Below are 20,021 nucleotides of genomic sequence, written 5' to 3' on the forward strand. Positions count from 1 at the left end.
CTTATGAATATCGCTTTAATTGCCCATGATAAAAAGAAAAATGATCTTGTTCAATTTACAGTCGCCTATCAATCCATTTTTGCACAACATACATTATTTGCAACTGGAACAACGGGATTACGCATTAGCGAAGCGACAGGGTTAAATATACATCGTTTTAAATCTGGACCTCTTGGAGGAGATCAGGAAATTGGTGCAAAGATTGCACAAAATGAAATGGATGTTGTATTTTTCTTCCGTGATCCGCTCAGCTCCCAGCCGCATGAACCTGATGTAACCGCTCTGGTTAGACTATGTGACGTCTATGCCATTCCGCTAGCAACGAATATGGGTACTGCTGAAGTTTTAATCCGAGGCGTTGATGAAGGGCTCCTACAATGGAGAGAAGTAGTGAAAGAGAGATTAGGTGAAGGTAATGACAAACAGTAAATTACATATCCTTGCTTTTGGTGCTCATGCTGATGATGTTGAGATCGGCATGGGTGGTACCATTGCAAAAATGTCTGCAGAAGGAAAAAATATTGGTATATGTGATTTAACAGAGGCAGCGTTGTCGTCTAATGGTACGGTAGAAATTCGCAAAGCGGAGGCTCTAAAGGCTGCTCATGAAATTGGAGTGAAAATCCGTAGCACTTTGTCACTGCCAGATAGAGGTCTTTTCCTTAAAGATGATTACATTAAAAAAATAGTTGCAAAGATCAGAGAGCATAAGCCTGAAATTGTCTTTGCCCCTTATTTTGAAGATCGTCATCCTGATCATGGAAACTGTGCCCGCCTTGTTGAAGAGGCGGTTTTTTCGGCTGGTATTCATAAATACCTTTGCGAAGATGATTCTTTGATGGCTCATAAAGTAAAACGGGTTTATTTCTATATGATGAATGGTTTTCATCAACCTGATTTTACAGTGGACATTACTGATTATATACAAAAAAAGATAGCTTCCTTACAAGCTTACGAAAGCCAGTTTGTAAAAGGTATTGGAAGTTTTGATACACCTCTCGTAAATGGTTACATTGACACCATTGAAGCAAGAGAAAGACTTTACGGTAAAATGGTTGGAGTAACATATGCTGAAGGGTTCAAAACAAAGGTTCCCGTATTAATGAATGACTTATTAGGAGAAGTGTAATGAGAAAGCTGAAAATTGGAATTACCTGTTACCCAACGGTTGGGGGATCAGGAGTTGTCGCAACTGAATTGGGTAAAATGCTTGCTGAAAAAGGACACGAGATTCATTTTATTTCTTCTAGCATGCCATTCAGACTCAAAAAAATGTACCATAATGTGTTTTATCATCAGGTAGAGGTTAACCAGTATTCGGTTTTTCAATATCCTCCATATGATATCGCACTTGCTAGTAAGATGGCAGAGGTCGCAGATCGTGAAAAGCTGGATATACTTCACGTTCACTATGCTATTCCTCATGCAGTGTGTGCAATTTTAGCCAAGCAAATGAGTCGTCGCGACTTAAAAATCGTTACAACTTTACATGGGACTGATATCACTGTATTGGGTTATGACCCTTCCCTTGCTGATGCTATTAAATTTGGAATCGAGAAGTCAGATTATGTCACTGCCGTTTCTCATTCATTGATAAAGCAAACATATGACTTGATGAAAACCGAGAAAGAAATTGAAACAGTATATAATTTCATTGATCAAAGAGTTTATTACAAACGTTTAGATGCTCATTATCTAAAAAAAGAATATGGAATTAAAGAAGAAGAAAAAGTCATCATCCATGTTTCCAACTTCCGTCCGGTTAAAAGGGTACAGGACGTTGTCAAAACGTTTGCTAAAATCTCTGCTCAAATGCCTGCCAAGCTTTTACTTGTAGGAGACGGTCCGGAGATTTCGCTTGTTTGCAAACTCGTATCAGAACTTGGACTAAATGAAAAAGTCATTTTTCTTGGTAAACAAGACAATGTAGAGGAATTATATTCAATCAGTGATTTGATGTTACTTCTTTCAGAGAAAGAAAGTTTTGGTTTAGTGGCTCTTGAAGCGATGTCATGTGGTGTCCCGTGCATTGGTACTAATGTAGGTGGTATTCCTGAAGTAATTACAAATGGCGAAAATGGCTTTATTTGTGAGCTTGGCGATATTCAAAGCATGTTTGATAAAGGAATTACATTGCTTTCTGACAACATTTTACATGAAAGCTTTTCTCAAAATGCCATACAGACGGTAAGAGATAAATTCAGGGCAGACCTGATTGTCGAACAATATGAAAAGATATACTTCCGATTACTAGATAGTGGTGAAAACCATGAATAAAATGTTTCTGGCTGCCGCTCCACTATTGAAAAAAATAGAAGAAGCAGGTTTTGAAGCATATTTTGTAGGCGGAGCTGTTAGGGATTATATTCTCGACAGGGACATCTCGGATATTGACATAGCGACTTCGGCCACGCCAACCGAAATAAAGATGATTTTCCCAAAGACGATTGACGTAGGAATCGAACATGGAACAGTTGTTGTCATATATCAAAACGAATCCTATGAAATTACTACATTCAGAGCTGAATCTCAATACGAAGACTTTCGACGTCCTAAGGAAGTTTCATTCATCCGATCTCTTGAGGCGGATCTTATGAGAAGAGATTTCACGATGAATGCAATTGCTATGGACTACAATGGCAGACTGTTAGACCCCTTCGGTGGTAAAGAAGCAATACGTAATAAAGTCATTTCTACTGTTGGGAAACCTGAAGAGCGCTTTGGTGAAGATGCATTAAGAATGCTAAGGGCCATTCGCTTCTTAAGCCAGCTTTCTTTTTCAATTGAAAGTGAAACATATAACGCTCTGATTAGCCAAGCCCCATTACTCGTCAATATTGCGGTAGAAAGAAAAAAAACAGAATTCGAAAAAATGCTTCAAGGCCCAAATCGTAAAGAGGCATTGGAACTTCTCATTGATTCTGGGACTCATAAATATTTACCTGGATTTGACGGGATGAAGGAACAGCTTACTAAGCTCTTGAAATATGATTTAGAGATGCATTCTATCACTGAATTGTGGGTTTTAATTCTTACCTGTTTAGACTTAAAAGAGAAATCTGCTGAATCATTCTTGAGGTCCTGGTGTCTCCCTGTTAAGCAAATCAAATACATACAAAAAATTTCGAAGTACTTGTCTAAGAGACTAAGTAGTGAATGGGGACTATATGATCTTTATTCGGCCAAATACAATGTTATTGAATCGGTAGAGAATTTGTATGCTTCTCTTAACGATACTATTAATCGTCATGCATCCTACTGGCTGTCAAAATATGATTCACTTCCTCTTAAAGATAGAAATGAGCTATGCGTAACTGGAAAAGAAGTAATGGAATGGCTCAATCGTTCCGGGGGACCTTGGTTAAAAGATTTGTTAAAGTCGATTGAAATAGAAATCCTGGGAGGAAAGTTAGCGAATAATCCGGATGAAGTAAAAGAATGGGTGATGAGATGCAATCAGAAATAAGGAAAAGCCTATTAGATGCCTTTACAAACGCAGGGGAAGAATATCTTTCTGGTCAAAAGCTGGCGGATTTACTTGGATGTTCGAGAACGGCAATTTGGAAGCATATTGAAGACCTTCGAAAAGATGGTTTCGTCCTTGAAGCCGTAAAAAATAAAGGTTACCGAATTATTAGAACCCCTGAGAATATAACCGCTGATGAAATTCGTTTAGGATTGCGAACAAGTTTCATTGGAAAGAGCATTCATTATGAGGAAAGTGTAGGATCTACGCAAAAAATTGCGCATGAACTCTCATATAATGATGCTGAGGAAGGAACCGTTATCATTGCAGAAGAACAGATAACAGGCAGGGGAAGAATGGGGCGGGAATGGCATTCTCCTAAATTTACGGGCATATGGATGAGCCTTATTTTACGTCCGAAAATTTCGCCAGCAAAGGCTCCCCAGTTGACATTGCTAACAGCAATAGCAGTTGTCCAGGCAATCCAAACCGTTACTGGTCTAGAACCTCAAATAAAGTGGCCAAATGATATATTGTTGAATGGAAAGAAAATAACAGGAATATTAACAGAAATGCAAGCCGAAGCAGATCGGATTAATTCTATTATCATTGGTATTGGTATGAATGTTAACCAGAATAAAGAAGACTTTCCTAAAGAGCTTCAGTCGATAGCGAGTTCCTTACTGATCGAAGGGGAGGAATATGTTTCCCGAGCATCTCTAGTAAGGGAGTTTTTCATTCAGTTTGAAAAGCTTTACTTGCTATACTTGGATAAGGGGTTTTCTCCTATTAAATATCTCTGGGAAAGCTATGCTATAAGTATTGGGAAAACCGTAAGGGCGCGCACTCTAAACGCAGTGATAGAAGGTAAGGCTCTTGGAATTACAGATGATGGAGTGTTAAGGCTTGAGGATTCATCCGGAGAGATACATTTTATATATTCGGCTGATATTGAATTGTGATAGTGCTAACACTATAAGTAGCCAAAAATTGTGTTCATTGCTATAATCTTTTTGGGCAGTATCGTTAAGAACTGCACCTCTGAACAAACAATATAAAATAGTTTCTGCCTAGATCCGAATTCGGACAAGGACAGAGGGATAAAGAATAACGAGTAACGGGATCCTTCTGGCAATTGAGGGGTCTCTTTTGTTTATCTAAACGGCTTTGTTACAGCTCAATGTTGATTTCGGCACGATCTTGATTGGAGAGCCAGAGGCGGAAAATCAACCAGTTATGTTAGCAGAGTCTTTTAAACATACTCTATAACTTTTTCTCCTCTTTCATCAAAAGGAGGTTAATTATGAAGAAAACTACTGAATTTCTAAAAATGAAGCAGGCAAGTGAAAAAATAGTCATGCTTACAGCTTATGACTATCCATCTGCCATGCAGGCAGAACAAGCAGGAGTCGATCTCATCTTAGTTGGGGACTCGCTTGGAATGGTCGTTCTTGGTTATGATTCAACGGTTAACGTAACAGTGAATGACATGATTCATCATGCAAAGGCTGTTAGACGAGGGGCAAAGGAGACATTCGTGGTTGTAGACTTGCCATTCCTTAGCTACCATCTTTCCATTAAGGATACGCTTTTAAATGCAGGTAGAATTCTTCAAGAGGCAGATGCCAATGCTGTAAAACTTGAAGGGGCTGACGGAGTACTTGATCATATACATGCATTGACAAGTGCAGGGATACCAGTGATGGCACACCTTGGATTAACTCCACAATCAGTCGGTGTCTTAGGTGGTTATAAAGTACAAGCTAAAGATGCCACAGCTGCAAGAAAGTTGCTTGAAGATGCCAAGAAATGTGAGGAGGCAGGAGCATTTGCGATTGTCTTAGAGTGTATTCCTATGCAATTAGCAGAAGAGATATCAAGTACGCTTAGCATTCCTGTTATTGGTATTGGAGCAGGTGTAGATGTTGATGGACAGGTTCTCGTTTACCATGATGTGTTGGGTTATGGAGTAAATCGTGTTCCAAAATTTGTAAAGAAATATACGGATATTGATCCCCATATTAAAGACGCATTGGTACAATATAGTTCGGATGTAAGAAATAGACATTTCCCTGAAAGACAACATTCGTTTACAATGAATGAAGAAGAACTGAAAGGTTTTTATGGTGGAAAAGAATGAAAGTAATTACAACCATCCAAGAAATGCAACTTCTTATGAAAAAAGAACAACAGCTGAATCATTCAATCGGGTATGTGCCGACAATGGGTTTTTTGCACGAAGGACATGAAAGCTTACTAAAGCAGTCACGTAAAGAAAACCAAATCAGTGTACTTAGCATATTCGTAAATCCTTTGCAATTCGGTCCGAAAGAAGATTTATCAACTTATCCAAGGGATTTTGATAGAGACAGAAAAGTAGGCGAAGAATGTGGAGTGGATTATATTTTCTACCCGAGTGTAGAAGAGATGTATCCTAGTAAGTCATCGGTTAAAGTAGTCGTAGAAGATCGTACAAATGTTTTGTGTGGAAAATCACGTCTAGGACATTTTGATGGCGTTGCTACAGTTTTAACAAAACTTTTTCATATTATCATGCCTACACGCGCCTACTTTGGAATGAAAGACGCTCAGCAGGTTGCAGTTGTCGAAGGACTAATTAATGATTTTAATTTTCCTATCACGGTGGTGAGAGGCACAACTGTTCGTGAGAGGGATGGCCTTGCCAAGAGTTCGAGGAATGTATACTTAAGTGAGCGAGAACGAAGTCAGGCACCTGCACTGTATAAGAGCCTTCAAGTCGCAAAGTCAGCCATTTTAAAAGGTGAACGAAACCCTGATACTTTAAGGAATCAAGTAATTGAGACGATCGAGAGGGAAACTTCAGGTCAAATCGACTATGTAGAGGTATACAATTACCCGGAATTGACAGAAGTAAATGAGTTGGAAGGAACGACAATCATTGCGATTGCCGTGAAATTTTCCAAGGCTCGTTTAATTGATAATATACTAATAAATAGAGAAGAACTGAAATAGAGGGGGAGCAAAAAATGTTTCGCACAATGATGAACGGGAAGATTCACCGTGCTAGAGTAACCGAGGCGAATTTGAATTATGTTGGCAGCATTACCATTGATGAAGATATTCTAGATGCTGTAGGTATGATAGCTAATGAAAAGGTGCAAATTGTTAATAATAATAATGGTGCAAGACTTGAAACGTATATCATCCCAGGTAAAAGGGGTAGTGGAATCATTTGCTTAAACGGTGCAGCGGCACGTCTTGTTCAAGAAGGAGATGTAGTTATAATCATCTCTTATGTGATGGTTCCAGAAGAAAAGGTAATGTCCCATCAGCCAAAAGTTGCGATTATGGATGAGAATAACCGAATTGTTGAAATGATAAATGCGGAACCAGCTCAAACGATCATGTAGTCCCCTTCATTAAGGGGGCTTTTCTTTAAAAATGGCTCTGTTTACTTTTAGTGAAAAATCAAAAACATAATAAGAAGATAGCTAAAAATAGATAAATTGTTGTTCATTTGCTTCTGAGGGTAGTTTTTCTTTTTCGTTTCCTTTTTCTTTTATTGGTTTTTGTGTTACCGTTTGAATGAACAAAGTTTGAAGGTGTGTTGTGAGAATGAGTAAATATATCGTAGTAGATTTGGAAACGACAGGCAACTCACCGAAAAAAGGTGATAAAATCATTCAATTTGCGGCAGTTGTGATTGAAGGCGGCAAAATAATTGATACGTACTCTTCCTTGGTGAATCCTGAAAGAAATATACCCATTTTTATTGAAGAACTTACTGGAATTAATGACGAAATGGTAAAGAGCGCACCTGTGTTCTCCGAAATAGCGCCAAAAGTTATGGAGCTACTAAAAGGAGCTTATTTTGTGGCGCACAACGTACTGTTTGATTTGTCTTTTTTACAAGAAGAACTTTTTCAAGCTGGCTATGAGGGTTTTTATGGACCTTCATTAGACACTGTAGAATTAACTCGAATATTGAATCCGACAGCAGATGGTTATAAATTATCCGACCTAGCACAAGCATATGGATTATCCCATGATCGTCCACATCAAGCTGATAGTGATGCCTATGTCACCGCTGAACTTTTACTTTTACTTCTAAAAAAGTTGGAATCTCTGCCAAACAAAACTTTAAAACTGCTAGTTGGACTTGCTGGCGGACTAAAAGGGGACTTAAAAACCCTTTTTGATGAAACACTGATACGCAAGCAAGCTTATCTGGAATATTTGGACGAATCCTTGGAAGAGTTTCATGGATTGATAATTAAGAAATTCCCTCATCAATCGGACTTAAATACCGTACAATTTATACATAGTTTTCCTTCTAGTGAAGAAGAAAAAATAAGTCTTTTTCAAAAATCATTTTCTTCAGGTATTGAAAAAAGAATGGGACAGTACCGGATGATGGACGAAGTCATGGTTTCTTTTGACAAAGGTAAACATCTTGCAATAGAGGCAGGGACAGGTGTAGGTAAGTCTTTAGCGTATCTGGTTCCTGCTGCGTATTTTTCTAATAAGCATGGAACTCCCGTGGTGATTAGTACACATACCATACAATTGCAGGAACAGCTTCTTCAAAAAGAAATCCCGCTACTCATGAAAATGTTGCCGTTTGATACAAAAGTCGTTTTGCTAAAAGGAAGGCAACATTATTTAAGCTTGGAAAAATTCATGTATAGCCTAAATGAAGCTTTCGATAATTACGATACAACTTTGACGAAAATGCAAATTCTTGTTTGGCTGACAGAAACGAATTCCGGAGACAGAGATGAATTGAATCTATCAAGTGGTGGACAGCTGTACTGGAATAAAATTAAGAGTGATCGTTCTCTATTCTCTTCAAAAATTAATTGGAAAGATAGAGATTTTTATACAAGGGCCAAAGACCAGGCAGTAAATGCAAATATTGTAATTACAAATCATTCGCTATTGTTAAGTAATATGGAGAATCCATCGACTGTCCTGCCGCCTTATGAGTATGTTGTTATCGATGAAGGTCATCACTTTGAAAAGACTGCGGGCAGATATTTAGGAACCTCTTTAGATTATTTGAATTTGAGGATGACACTGAGCCAATTTGGAACATTCGAACAGCGTCAACTTTTTTATAAGCTAGAGCAAATTTTGGAACAAATAAATGTGGATACTGACGGAATTATAAGGGCATCAGAACTTAATGAATTAATGTTCAATATTTCTTTAGAAAATGATGAACTTTTTAAAGTAGCCTTAATCCTGGCTAAAAGGAAATATAGTATCAATAGGTCTTCTACAAAGAGAGTACAATTCAGTATGGAAAATAGGACTCATAGCATGGAATGGCAGGCTCTAAGCAATAGTGGGGAGCGATTGTTCTTTGCTTTGAAAGATTTGATAGCGGCCATTGAACGGCGCCTACAAATTCTTCAGTCTGTCGATTCACGTTTGAACCATATTCAACGAGGTGTACTCGAAGAATTATTAACTTATGTGACTGAGCTAGAAGAAATAAGATCGTCTTTGAGAACGTTTATTTTTGAAGACCCAGAATTAGTTAAATGGCTGGAAGTCGATCTTAGAGCACCACAAAATGCGACTACGTTCCACGCGCAACCCCATGCAATTGGTGAGAAATTAGCAAAGAGATTCTTTTCTCTAAAAAAGAGCGTCATCATTACTTCTGCTACATTAACTGTGAATAATTCTTTTACTTATTTATTCAAAGGCCTTGGAATGGAGACTTCAACTAAATCTATTCAAGTTCCATCTCCATTTCACTACGATAAACAAGTACAGCTTATGGTTTGTGAGGATCTACCTGAAATAAATTCCGTTCCGATGGATGAGTATGTTGCGTCAATTACAGAGCATATTATTTCAATTGCTGAAGCAACAAAAGGTAGAATGTTAATCCTTTTTACTGCACATGAGATGTTAAAGAAGACATATGAGCTGGTGAAAGAAAGTGGATTCCTCGAGGATTTTGTTATAATGGCTCAAGGCATTACAAGCGGTAGTAAAACAAGGCTAACAAAGAACTTCCAAAGATACGAAAAATCTATTTTATTAGGAACAAGCAGTTTCTGGGAAGGTGTAGATATCCCAGGAGAGGACTTAACATGTCTTGTTATCGTCCGCCTTCCATTTACTCCACCAGACGAACCTTTGACAAATGCAAAATGTCAGCAGATAGAAAACGAAGGGGGTAACGCCTTCCACGACTTTTCATTGCCAGAGGCCATTTTAAGATTTAGACAAGGCTTTGGCAGATTGATACGGACAAAAAACGATCGTGGAATAGTCGTTGTATTTGATAGAAGAATCATATCTGCAAATTATGGAAAGTATTTTCTTGATTCAATTCCAAAAGTATCTATTTTCAAAGGGAACATTGACAGTGTTACAGATAGAATCCATAAGTGGTTATCGTAATCATTGAGGTGTTAAATGACAGAAAAAAAAGGACTGCGAGCAAGTCGCAGTCAATGACGTGTGAAGTAGAATTATTAGATTTGTGTTGCATGACATTAATTTTATGAAGCAGTCCTGCTATAATAATTAAGAGTTATTAAATCTGTGTAATTATATTGTAGCCCTTCATGATTGATCGTATAAGTTACAATATTTGTTCATTTCTAGGAGGAATAAAGTATGGAAAGCAAAATTGAAATTATTTCGACAGTAAAACTTCAACACAGTCCTGATTTATACAAAGTGGTAGATGCGCTTAATCGGACATTGAAAGACAGAGACTTAATGTTTGGCCTTGCTCTCGATAATGAAGATCAAAATAAAGCGGTATTTACCATTTATCGTACATAAGAAGTGAGATTAAATTGAAAAAGTGGATTTGGATCATAACCATTGTAGTCATAGTTGTCATAGGATTATATGTAAGAGTATATCTGAAGGCGGTTGACCCTTTAGACGTAGCTGAAAATAAGGCCGTAGCGATAGCTAAGGATAAAACCGATTTAGATGTGACAGAAGATTTCCACCTTTATCACGGTAAAGAAACAGTGTATGTGATTGAAGGTAGGAATAACAAAAATGAAAGAATTATCGTATGGATTCCAGAGAAATCAGGGAAGCCAACCGTTATACGTGCAAAAAAAGGGCTTTCACAACAAGAAGCAATAAAAAGGCTCTATGAAGATGGAAATCCCAAAGAAATTTTAGCAGTCCGTTTGGGAATGGAAAATAATTTTCCACTATGGGAAATTTATTACCTTTCTGATAATAATTTAATAAATTATTATTATGTACACTTTGAAACAGGGGAAAGACTTAAGCTAATTGAAAATTTGTAAGATTGCTACGGAGGGGAAACAATGAAAATACAGCTTGCAGAAAGAGTGAAAGCTTTAACTCCATCAACAACATTAGCAATAACTGCTAAAGCCAAGGAATTAAAGGCTCAGGGCATGGATGTCATTGGTCTTGGAGCTGGAGAACCGGATTTTAATACCCCGAAACACATTATTGATGCAGCATTCAAGTCAATGAATGAAGGTAACACAAAATATACCCCTTCTGCTGGACTTCCTGCTTTAATTTCTGCAATCATTGAGAAATTTAATAAGGACCAAGGCATCGAGTATAAAAAGAACCAAATTATCGTAACAAATGGGGCAAAACATGCACTTTATACATTATTTCAGGTTTTGTTAAACGAAGGCGATGAAGTAATCATCCCAACTCCATATTGGGTAAGTTATCCTGAACAAGTAAAGTTGGCAGGCGGCGTTCCTGTATATGTCGAAGGAAAAGAAGAAAATGATTTTAAGATCAGTGTAGATCAACTTGCTTCTGTTATTACTTCGAAAACAAGAGCATTAATCATCAATTCGCCAAGTAATCCCACTGGAGTTATTTATTCTAAAGAAGAATTATTGGCAATAGGTAACTTGTGTATGGAGAAAGGAATTTTAATTGTCTCCGATGAAATTTATGAAAAGCTGATTTATGGAAATAATGAGCATGTTTCTATAGCTCAATTATCAAGCGAACTCAAAGAACAGACAGTTATCATAAATGGTGTTTCAAAGTCACATTCAATGACTGGGTGGCGAATTGGCTATGCTGCAGGAAACGAAGAGATCATTGAGGCTATGACAAATTTGGCTAGTCATAGTACGTCAAATCCAACGACCACAGCTCAATATGGTACGATTGCAGCATATACTTCTTCACAAGAAGCACTGGAGGAAATGAGAAGTGCCTTTGAAAATAGATTAGAAACTATCTATGATCAATTACTTGATATCCCTGGTTTTTCATGTGTTAAACCACAAGGCGCTTTTTATTTGTTTCCAAACGTAAAAGATGCTGCTGAACGTTGCGGCTATGAAAATGTAGACGCCTTTGTTGAAGGTCTATTGGAAGAAGCAATGGTTGCTGTCATTCCTGGTTCCGGATTTGGGGCACCTGATAATATCAGACTATCTTACGCAACTTCACTTGATGTTTTAGAAGAAGCAATTAGACGAATGAGGAAATTCGTCGATTCAAAAATTTTCGTTTAAAAACATAAATAATTGGACGTCTCATTATTGCGGCGTCCAATTATTTAATATTATTCAAAGAATATTGCTTGCAAAAATTTAGAACTGTATAATAAGACGGTACATAGATGTTTTTTAGGCTTTGGAGGGATAATAAACGATGATTAAAACGACAATTTCGAACGTTTATAAATATGTCGATCAAGAAGTTAAATTAGGTGCTTGGGTAGCAAATAAGCGTTCAAGCGGTAAAATTGCATTTTTACAACTCCGCGATGGGACAGGCTTTATCCAAGGTGTTGTGGTGAAATCGGAAGTAGCGGAAGAAGTTTTTCAAACAGCTAAATCTGTTACACAGGAATCTTCTTTGTATGTAACGGGTGTTGTACAAAAAGATGAGCGTTCTCCACTTGGCTATGAGTTAGTAGTAAAAGGACTGGAAGTATTGCATCATGCGGTTGACTTCCCAATTACTCCTAAAGAACATGGAACTGAATTCCTTATGGATAATCGCCATTTATGGCTGCGCTCACGTAGACAACATGCCGTGATGAAAGTTCGTAATGAAATCATTCGTGCAACATATGAATTCTTCAACGAAGAAGGATTTGTAAAAGTAGATCCGCCTATCCTTACTGGCAGTGCTCCAGAAGGGACAACAGAACTTTTCCATACAAAGTACTTTGATGAAGATGCATATCTATCTCAAAGTGGTCAATTATATATGGAAGCGGCAGCTATGGCGATGGGTAAGGTATTCTCATTCGGCCCTACTTTCCGTGCAGAAAAATCTAAAACTCGTCGCCATCTGATCGAGTTTTGGATGATTGAACCAGAAATGGCTTTTTGTGAATTTGAAGAAAATCTTGTAGTACAAGAGCAATATGTATCGCATATCGTACAATCTGTACTGAAAAATTGCCAATTAGAGCTTAAGACACTTGGACGTGATACGAGTAAACTTGAACACATCACTGCTCCATTCCCAAGAATTACTTATGATGACGCAATCAAATTCTTACATGAAAAAGGCTTTGAAGATATTACATGGGGTGATGATTTAGGTGCTCCACATGAAACAGCTATAGCTGAAAGTTTTGACAAGCCAGTATTCATTACTCATTATCCTACTACATTGAAGCCATTCTACATGCAGCCAGATCCAAATAGGGATGATGTTGTTCTATGTGCAGATATGATTGCACCAGAAGGTTATGGTGAAATCATCGGAGGTTCTGAGCGTATTCATGATTATGATATGTTAAAACAACGTTTAGAAGAGCATGGGTTAGCTTCTGACGCTTATAAATGGTACCTTGAACTCCGTCAATATGGTTCAGTACCACATTCAGGATTTGGATTAGGTTTAGAAAGAACAGTAGCTTGGTTATCAGGCGTTGAACATGTTCGTGAATCCATTCCATTCCCACGTTTATTAAACCGTCTATACCCATAAGCTAGAAGTCCGCAAAAGCGGACTTCTTTTATTCGAAGGCTTAGATAGTATTTAACAAAAGATAAACCAGAGAGTCCGCTGAAAGGGAGAGGCTTTCAATGTTTATCAAACTAGAGTCTAATGAATAACTAGAAAATGAAACATATTTCTAATTACTTAAATTTCTTACTCGGTTAAGTTGTTCGTGTTATACTGAGGGAGAGGTGGCAATACCATGAATAAAAGTTTAATGTCATGGTTGCAGGAAGGAAATATTACCATTCCTGCGGCTTTAATATCACAATATAAGAACTTAAATTTAAGCGAATATGACCTTGTTCTCATTCTTAACTTACTGGCATTTCAGGAAAAAGGAATTAACTTTCCCACTCCAGATGAACTGTCACTAAGAATGACTTTACCTGTAAGGGAATGCACTGATAAATTACGTAAACTTATCCAAAAAGGTTATATAGAAATTATTGAAGAATATTCCCATGATGGAATCCGCTTTGAAAAGTACTCTTTGCAACCCCTTTGGGAAAAATTAATTGATCAATTCCTTTTAGTTGGTAAACAAGCCGAGACAGTTGTTAAAAAGAATGAAGAAACGAACTTATATACATGCTTTGAAAAAGAATTTGGAAGGCCATTATCACCGTTTGAATGTGAGACATTGGCGATGTGGATGGATGATGATTTACATGATCCGATTATCATTAAGGCTGCTTTAAGGGAAGCAGTAATGTCAGGTAAATTAAACTTCCGTTATATCGATCGAATCCTTTTCGAGTGGAAGAAAAATGGTATTAAAACAATAGATCAAGCGAAAAGCCAAGGGAAGAAGTTCCGCCAAAATCAATTTTCCAACAAACCGACAAAGCAAGATATTCAACCTCAAGCGAACCCTGTACCTTTCTATAACTGGCTTGAGCAATAAATGGATTTTGGAGAGATGCTGTCTCTCTTTTTTTGAGTCGTTTTAGACAGTTATTCTGCATATAGGGTGCGGTTTCTCTCTAAAACAACTCGTAATTGAACACTTTTTTTGGATAATGGTTTACTGTCTGATGAGACAGTTTTTCGCTTTTAAGTGAGGTGTAATATTATTATGAATAAAAGTGAAATTCGATATTGTCTGGATCAAATGGGAGAAATGTTTCCGGATGCCCACTGTGAGCTTGTACATTCCAACCCGTTTGAACTTGTTGTAGCTGTAGCTCTTTCTGCACAATGTACAGACGCGCTAGTTAACAAAGTTACAAAGGGACTTTTTATGAAATATAAGTCGCCTGAGGATTATTTAAGTGTGCCATTAGAAGAACTGCAGCAGGATATCCGATCGATAGGTCTATATCGTAACAAAGCGAAAAACCTTCAAAACTTATCTAAGATGATTATTGAAGAATATGGGGGAGAAGTACCGCGTGATCGAGATGAATTGACTAATCTCCCTGGTGTAGGTAGAAAAACTGCGAATGTAGTCGTTTCAGTTGCATTCGGTGAGCCTGCTATAGCTGTGGATACTCATGTAGAGCGAGTTAGTAAGAGGCTGGGTATTTGTAGATGGAAGGATAGTGTCCTTGAAGTAGAAAAAACGCTGATGAGAAAAATCCCCAAAGAGGAATGGTCGGTTACTCATCATCGCCTGATATTTTTCGGTAGATACCATTGTAAAGCGCAAAACCCGCAATGTCCAGAATGTCCATTGCTTTCTGTTTGTCGAGAAGGCAAAAAGCGAATGAAAAAGGTGAAAGGGTAATGGAAAACATTTTTGATTCTCAGGAGAATTCGATTTCGTTGCTCATAGAGAAATGGAATGAAATATATCCTATCTTGAAAAATGCTTTTGAGCAGCGAGAGTTGTCTCAGGTGAGTCGCCAGATGGAGAACGGAATGCAGTTATTTATTGAATTCCTATTTCGTAGCAATGGAAAGTCAGTGCAACCCTCACTAAATGCAGAAATGTTGGATTTTTATCCTGTAAACTTTCAGGAACGCATACAGTTTGTAAAATCTAGACCAACATCCTATCATGCCTTCATTCAATTATCTGAGCTATTCCGAGAACATGAAAAACTATATGCAAAGAATATAGCATTAAAAAAAGCGTCTAAACACAAAACTGTTTAGACGCTTTAATTTTATTATCTTTTTGGTCATTAAGAATTTAGGTTCCAGTACCACCAGTACCACCAGTACCACCAGTACCACCAGTACCACCAGTACCACCAGTACCACCAGTACCACCAGTACCACCAGTACCACCAGTACCGCCAGTACCGCCAGTACCGCCAGTACCGCCAGTACCACCAGTATCACCAGTACCGCCAGTACCACCAGTACCGCCAGTACCACCAGTACCATCGTTGCCTCCAGTGCCAGGAGTGGTGTCTTCACCATCGTCTCCGGTGTCACCTTCTCCATCACCTTTGTCTTTATCTTTATCTTTGTCCTCATCTTGAGGTGTTTCACCAGGAATTAATACTTTCGCGACACCTGGTTCACTGCTTTCAGTTCCTCGAACAGCTATGACCTTGAAGGTATAAGTTGCTCCTGGGGAAGCGTTCGATAATTTAAGGGCTTTTTCAGATGTGGTAGAGATTTTTTGTTCTCCACCTGCATCGAGTGAAACATATACGTCAAATTTAACATCTTTGGATTCTTTGTGATTCCATGAAAGTAAAATTTCGTTTTTCTCAGCATTATATTGAGCTGCTACATTTGTTGGTGCCTCAAGCTTATCAAACTTTTCAGAGACTGTTTTTGGTCCATGACCTTTAACTGCATATTCATGTAAGACTTGGTCATCTGGTGTAAATTCACTTGCAAGCTTTGCTGGGAACGAGCCCTTTTCAATTCTCACTTTCTCTACGCTTTTTGGTACCGAAAAATCTGCAGTCTTTATATCTTGAGAAACATAGTTCATTAGATTTTTAAACAAGTATTGGGCAATTTTCTGATCATCGCCAGCCGGAATCGGAGTGGAACGGTCCTTGTAACCAGTCCAAATGGCAGCAGTATAGTTCGTTGTGTAGCCAGCGAACCAAGAGTCGGGAACTGCTCTACTATCCGAGATTCCATATTCCCTTAGCTCATCGTCTGTATAATTTGTTGTACCAGTCTTACCGGCAATAGGAAGGCCAGGTACTTTTGCTTTTGTTCCTGTACCGTATTCCAGTACACTCTTAAGCATATCAGTAATCATGAACGCCGTATAATCTTTCATTACCACTTCAGTTTCTGGAGTAGTATCTATGACGGTATCATCACGAAGTTCAATTTTCTTAACCGTATACGGTTCTGTATAAAATCCATTATTACCGAATGCACTGTACGCCCCTGCTAATTGAAGAGGGGAAATACCGACTGTCTTTCCACCAAATCCGCCAATCGCATAGGACTCATAAATTTCTTTAAGCGGAATTCCTAAATTAATAGCGAAAGCCTTAGCTTTTTCAAGTCCAACTTGCTGCAACGCTTGAACAGCAATCGTATTTTTTGATTTCGCTAGAGCATTGCGGATGGTCATTGCGCCTTCGAATTTATCATTCCAGTTTCCAAATGAAGTCTTCTTCTTATCTGAATAGGTCATGGCTTTGTCTTCAAGCATTTGATACGTTCCCCATTGTAAATACTCAACAGCAGGACCATAATCCAGCACAGGCTTTATGGTTGAGCCTGGTTGACGCTTGATATCAGTTGCGTAATTGAAACCGCGCTTAACAATGTTTCTTCCTCCACCGATAGCTCTGATTTCACCTGTCTTTGTATCAAGTAAAGTGATACCGGCTTGAAACTCATCATCAGGATATTGTACGATTTCATTTGAGTTTAGCATCTTTTCTACATAGGACTGTGCTTTTGGATCCAAAGTAGTGTGTATAGTCAAACCATCAGAAAAGATATCAAAATCACCAAATTTTTCGACTTCCTCGATAACTGTGTCAACAAAAGCATCATATGGCTCTTCATTATGTTGACGTTTATCAGCTGCAACAAGTGTAGATTCAACAGGGATTTTCTGTGCAGCTTGCATTTCAGCTTTTGTTATGAATCCGTGTTTATTCATTAATAGTAGAACGATATTTCTTCTCTTTTCTGCTTCTTCAGGATGTTTAAAAGGATTATAGTTATTAGGGCTTTGTGGCATTCCAGCAAGCAGTGCTGCTTCATGAAGCTCAAGGTCTTTTAATGGTTTACCAAAATAGATTTTTGCAGCAGTAGCAACTCCATGGCTTCCTTCTGACATGTAAATCTTATTCACATACATTTCGAAAATTTCATGTTTCGTATATTTTTGCTCTAATTGATAAGCTAGCCAAGCTTCCTGTACTTTACGAGAAATGGTCTTTTCGAATCCAAGGAATGAGTTTTTCACAACTTGTTGTGTAATCGTACTAGCACCTTCAGAACCAAATCCACTCGTCACATTGGCAATAACAGCTCCTCCAAGACGAATCAAGTCTACACCATGATGCTTATAGAATCGGACGTCTTCAGTTGCTAAGAAGGCATCCTCCACTAACTTAGGTATATCTTCATAATTCACATAATCCCTGTTTTCAGAGCCGACTTCAGTTACAACATTGCCGTCTTTATCTAGGATTTTTGATGAGATAGGGTCCTTTAGTAAAGACTCATCCAATTTAGGTGTATCTTTTACAAAAAATGCAAAAGTGGCAACGCCTGCAAGCATACCGATTAGTCCAAGAGAAATGAGAATCAGGAATACTTTTCTAAAGAATCCTGTCTGTTTTTTCTTTCCTTTTATTTTATCCTTATCGGTAATCTTCTTGCGGCGCTCCTCTCTTGATTGATACTTTTCAGCCATATATCTGTTCCTTCCTTTCGTGCTACAAAAATCAATAATGCATAGTGATTTGATCTATTATCTTAATATAGTCAATTCTCGGATGAAATCCAAGCGGAATGCTATAACCAACTTTCATGATTTCTTCCTTAGGAATGGACTTCCTACCGCCTTTCGACATTTCATCCCAGTAAATGAGCAAATGCCTTGCTTCCAACAAAAATACTTCTTCACTTTCAGAGAATCTCAAAATGATAAAGCATATGCCATTATGGAGTATAACATTCTTCATATGATCTATCTGATGTTGATGGAAATTTTTTAATGGGAAAGATGTCTTGTTTTTTGTTTCCTTCGCTTCAAAGTCGATGTAATGTCCTTTGTATAACCCATTGTAGTCTGTTGTTGAAGCTTGTTTGAAGTATGCCTCCTTGATGACGGCTGCACTTCTTTTTGGATAATCTACCTGAACGATTTGTATTGGGGTAGGTTTCTTGTGAATGACAGCGATTTTCCTTTCAAGGTAAAAGGTATTCGTTTCGTTTAGGTCATCCTCAAGAGTCATTCCTCTATTGCTGTAGGTCGTTTTTTTTACTTGCTTTACTTTCAAATTGGCTTCTGATGTTCTTGGGACAAATTTTCTGCCGTTCGGATAATTGAAATTCATTGATAAGCACCTCGCAATACTCCTTATCATAACAAATCTCACCGAAGATTGGTTGAATAAAAAATCCTATTCCGCGTTACTATAACTTTAAACATAAGAGGGAAGAAGACCCATGGACAAGTATGTGCTCACTTTTAATGACAAATGCTTAATCAATGAAATCAGGAATGAAACGAAAAGAAATAATTTGGATAATATTTCGAGAACACAGGCATACTTTGAGTTTTTCAAAAAACATCCGGAAATCAATTGGGCCTTTCTTGCTAGCATGGTGTCCCGAAATGGCGGATATAACATGTGCGACCTCGAAGGTGGAATTTTTAGAAAGATCATTCATCCGAGAGAAAGGAAACAACTATTCCTTACATATGAAAGGGCCAATTGGCTGATTTTTCATGATATCTTTCCTCAATTACTTCTCTACCATCATTCGACGAAAATAAACCGCCCAATGTTTCATCTCATGCCATTTTTAGAAATTTCTTTCTTTATTCAATGTGAATGGGAAAACTTTTGGAAATACAATGATCAAATTCGATTAATGTATGCACTTATCATTAACGAACAGAACGTTATACAAAAACCTATTATTGAACATCCTGTGTATAGAAGTAAAGTATTTCGTTCCTGGATGTTTTCAATTCAGGACTGGCTTCACTTCAGTTCGGTCGTCTTTCCTACCTGTGGGGGGGAAATTTATGGAGCAAGTGTAAACGAATTTCGCAAACTCCATAAAAGGATTGATCTTGGAAAAAGGCTCTCTTCTATATTGTTTCATAGGAGATTATTTCCTTATTTCCTTGAGTTTTCGGAGAAGACTCCACACACGGGGTCAAGACACGATTATGAAAGATATTTTAAATTAAAGATAATAAGGGAAACTCCATTTTTGAGGACTACTTTTCCTATCATTCATCACCATCGTCATGAGTATTTAGATTGGAGTAAAACGAAGAAGATTTCAGAAAGATATATAAAAAGAATTCCTAAACATATTCATCCAATCCATATTACAGATTGGTATTTGGCTAAACGTGACGAGCTTCACTTATTATCGGCAGCTAAAATTGTTTTATCAGGAAAAGATTAAAGTAATAAAAAAGCAAGGAGACCCTTGCTTTTTCGTTTTTTTCTTCATTTTTTACCATTATTCAACCCATTGTGCC

At 37.8% G+C, this 20,021-nt stretch carries 19 protein-coding genes; 17 read left to right on the forward strand and 2 right to left on the reverse strand.

Annotated features, from left to right (window positions below):
• Nucleotides 1–3: 3 nt before the first annotated feature.
• The 16 genes from mgsA (at nucleotide 4) to BMZ31_RS08515 (ending at nucleotide 15,508) form a co-directional block, all read left to right on the forward strand.
• A complete protein-coding gene (gene mgsA / locus BMZ31_RS08440; protein WP_090831281.1) occupies nucleotides 4–429 on the forward strand; it encodes a methylglyoxal synthase in 426 nt (141 codons plus the stop codon).
• Nucleotides 416–1,129: a bacillithiol biosynthesis deacetylase BshB1 gene (gene bshB1, locus BMZ31_RS08445; protein ID WP_090831282.1), complete on the forward strand. Its 714-nt coding sequence runs from the start codon at nucleotides 416–418 to the stop codon at nucleotides 1,127–1,129. The genes mgsA and bshB1 overlap by 14 nt, the downstream gene beginning before the upstream one ends.
• Nucleotides 1,129–2,277: an N-acetyl-alpha-D-glucosaminyl L-malate synthase BshA gene (bshA, locus tag BMZ31_RS08450; RefSeq protein WP_090831283.1), complete on the forward strand. Its 1,149-nt coding sequence runs from the start codon at nucleotides 1,129–1,131 to the stop codon at nucleotides 2,275–2,277. The genes bshB1 and bshA overlap by 1 nt, the downstream gene beginning before the upstream one ends.
• Complete coding sequence (locus BMZ31_RS08455) at nucleotides 2,270–3,466, forward strand: CCA tRNA nucleotidyltransferase (protein ID WP_090831284.1); 1,197 nt, start codon at nucleotides 2,270–2,272, stop codon at nucleotides 3,464–3,466. Before bshA ends, BMZ31_RS08455 begins: the two co-directional genes overlap by 8 nt.
• Nucleotides 3,451–4,428 carry a biotin--[acetyl-CoA-carboxylase] ligase gene (locus tag BMZ31_RS08460; protein ID WP_090831402.1) on the forward strand — a complete coding sequence of 326 codons (978 nt, stop codon included), beginning with the start codon at nucleotides 3,451–3,453 and terminating at the stop codon, nucleotides 4,426–4,428. The genes BMZ31_RS08455 and BMZ31_RS08460 overlap by 16 nt, the downstream gene beginning before the upstream one ends.
• A 341-nt stretch (nucleotides 4,429–4,769) precedes the next feature.
• A complete protein-coding gene (gene panB, locus BMZ31_RS08465) occupies nucleotides 4,770–5,606 on the forward strand; it encodes a 3-methyl-2-oxobutanoate hydroxymethyltransferase (RefSeq protein WP_090831285.1) in 837 nt (278 codons plus the stop codon).
• Nucleotides 5,603–6,460 carry a pantoate--beta-alanine ligase gene (gene panC, locus BMZ31_RS08470; RefSeq protein WP_090831286.1) on the forward strand — a complete coding sequence of 286 codons (858 nt, stop codon included), beginning with the start codon at nucleotides 5,603–5,605 and terminating at the stop codon, nucleotides 6,458–6,460. Before panB ends, panC begins: the two co-directional genes overlap by 4 nt.
• 14 nt (nucleotides 6,461–6,474) lie before the next feature.
• Nucleotides 6,475–6,858 (forward strand): aspartate 1-decarboxylase, encoded by a 384-nt coding sequence (panD, locus tag BMZ31_RS08475; RefSeq protein ID WP_090831287.1) that lies wholly within the window; start codon nucleotides 6,475–6,477, stop codon nucleotides 6,856–6,858.
• 205 nt (nucleotides 6,859–7,063) lie between these two features.
• Nucleotides 7,064–9,868 (forward strand): ATP-dependent DNA helicase DinG, encoded by a 2,805-nt coding sequence (gene dinG / locus BMZ31_RS08480; protein ID WP_090831288.1) that lies wholly within the window; start codon nucleotides 7,064–7,066, stop codon nucleotides 9,866–9,868.
• A 219-nt stretch (nucleotides 9,869–10,087) separates the two neighbouring features.
• On the forward strand, nucleotides 10,088–10,258 hold the full coding sequence (locus tag BMZ31_RS08485; protein WP_090831289.1) for a YpmA family protein: 171 nt from the start codon (nucleotides 10,088–10,090) through the stop codon (nucleotides 10,256–10,258).
• Nucleotides 10,259–10,272: 14 nt separating this feature from the next.
• On the forward strand, nucleotides 10,273–10,746 hold the full coding sequence (locus BMZ31_RS08490) for a cell wall elongation regulator TseB-like domain-containing protein (RefSeq protein WP_090831290.1): 474 nt from the start codon (nucleotides 10,273–10,275) through the stop codon (nucleotides 10,744–10,746).
• 27 nt (nucleotides 10,747–10,773) lie between these two features.
• Nucleotides 10,774–11,961, forward strand: coding sequence for a pyridoxal phosphate-dependent aminotransferase (locus BMZ31_RS08495; protein ID WP_090831403.1), 1,188 nt, complete (start codon nucleotides 10,774–10,776; stop codon nucleotides 11,959–11,961).
• Between the two features lie 142 nt (nucleotides 11,962–12,103).
• Complete coding sequence (gene asnS, locus BMZ31_RS08500) at nucleotides 12,104–13,396, forward strand: asparagine--tRNA ligase (protein WP_175478052.1); 1,293 nt, start codon at nucleotides 12,104–12,106, stop codon at nucleotides 13,394–13,396.
• Nucleotides 13,397–13,610: 214 nt separating this feature from the next.
• Complete coding sequence (locus BMZ31_RS08505; protein WP_090831292.1) at nucleotides 13,611–14,315, forward strand: DnaD domain-containing protein; 705 nt, start codon at nucleotides 13,611–13,613, stop codon at nucleotides 14,313–14,315.
• Between the two features lie 168 nt (nucleotides 14,316–14,483).
• A complete protein-coding gene (nth, locus tag BMZ31_RS08510; protein WP_090831404.1) occupies nucleotides 14,484–15,137 on the forward strand; it encodes an endonuclease III in 654 nt (217 codons plus the stop codon).
• On the forward strand, nucleotides 15,137–15,508 hold the full coding sequence (locus BMZ31_RS08515) for a YpoC family protein (protein ID WP_090831293.1): 372 nt from the start codon (nucleotides 15,137–15,139) through the stop codon (nucleotides 15,506–15,508). The genes nth and BMZ31_RS08515 overlap by 1 nt, the downstream gene beginning before the upstream one ends.
• Before the next feature lie 37 nt (nucleotides 15,509–15,545).
• Here BMZ31_RS08515 and BMZ31_RS08520 read toward each other — a convergent pair whose 3' ends face one another.
• Entirely contained in the window at nucleotides 15,546–18,209 is a 2,664-nt protein-coding gene (locus BMZ31_RS08520) for a penicillin-binding protein 1A (protein ID WP_090831294.1), read from the reverse strand.
• Between the two features lie 31 nt (nucleotides 18,210–18,240).
• Nucleotides 18,241–18,855, reverse strand: a complete 615-nt coding sequence (gene recU / locus BMZ31_RS08525; RefSeq protein WP_090831295.1) for a Holliday junction resolvase RecU — start codon at nucleotides 18,853–18,855, stop codon at nucleotides 18,241–18,243.
• 112 nt (nucleotides 18,856–18,967) lie between these two features.
• Here recU and BMZ31_RS08530 point away from each other — a divergent pair, with 112 nt between their 5' ends.
• Complete coding sequence (locus tag BMZ31_RS08530; RefSeq protein WP_090831296.1) at nucleotides 18,968–19,945, forward strand: DUF2515 domain-containing protein; 978 nt, start codon at nucleotides 18,968–18,970, stop codon at nucleotides 19,943–19,945.
• The last annotated feature ends 76 nt before the right edge of the window (nucleotides 19,946–20,021 follow it).

The sequence above is a fragment of the Bacillus sp. cl95 genome, from assembly GCF_900115925.1.
Classification (GTDB): Bacteria; Bacillota; Bacilli; order Bacillales; family Cytobacillaceae; genus Neobacillus_A.

Excerpts from the sequence above, each read along its gene's own strand:
- mgsA (WP_090831281.1), top strand. The coding sequence starts at position 4 with ATGAATATCGCTTTAATTGCCCATGATAAAAAGAAAAATGATCTTGTT.
- bshB1 (WP_090831282.1), top strand. The coding sequence starts at position 416 with ATGACAAACAGTAAATTACATATCCTTGCTTTTGGTGCTCATGCTGAT.
- bshA (WP_090831283.1), top strand. The coding sequence starts at position 1,129 with ATGAGAAAGCTGAAAATTGGAATTACCTGTTACCCAACGGTTGGGGGA.
- BMZ31_RS08455 (WP_090831284.1), top strand. The coding sequence starts at position 2,270 with ATGAATAAAATGTTTCTGGCTGCCGCTCCACTATTGAAAAAAATAGAA.
- BMZ31_RS08460 (WP_090831402.1), top strand. The coding sequence starts at position 3,451 with ATGCAATCAGAAATAAGGAAAAGCCTATTAGATGCCTTTACAAACGCA.
- panB (WP_090831285.1), top strand. The coding sequence starts at position 4,770 with ATGAAGAAAACTACTGAATTTCTAAAAATGAAGCAGGCAAGTGAAAAA.
- panC (WP_090831286.1), top strand. The coding sequence starts at position 5,603 with ATGAAAGTAATTACAACCATCCAAGAAATGCAACTTCTTATGAAAAAA.
- panD (WP_090831287.1), top strand. The coding sequence starts at position 6,475 with ATGTTTCGCACAATGATGAACGGGAAGATTCACCGTGCTAGAGTAACC.
- dinG (WP_090831288.1), top strand. The coding sequence starts at position 7,064 with ATGAGTAAATATATCGTAGTAGATTTGGAAACGACAGGCAACTCACCG.
- BMZ31_RS08485 (WP_090831289.1), top strand. The coding sequence starts at position 10,088 with ATGGAAAGCAAAATTGAAATTATTTCGACAGTAAAACTTCAACACAGT.
- BMZ31_RS08505 (WP_090831292.1), top strand. The coding sequence starts at position 13,611 with ATGAATAAAAGTTTAATGTCATGGTTGCAGGAAGGAAATATTACCATT.
- BMZ31_RS08515 (WP_090831293.1), top strand. The coding sequence starts at position 15,137 with ATGGAAAACATTTTTGATTCTCAGGAGAATTCGATTTCGTTGCTCATA.
- BMZ31_RS08520 (WP_090831294.1), bottom strand. The coding sequence starts at position 18,209 with ATGGCTGAAAAGTATCAATCAAGAGAGGAGCGCCGCAAGAAGATTACC.
- recU (WP_090831295.1), bottom strand. The coding sequence starts at position 18,855 with ATGAATTTCAATTATCCGAACGGCAGAAAATTTGTCCCAAGAACATCA.
- BMZ31_RS08530 (WP_090831296.1), top strand. The coding sequence starts at position 18,968 with ATGGACAAGTATGTGCTCACTTTTAATGACAAATGCTTAATCAATGAA.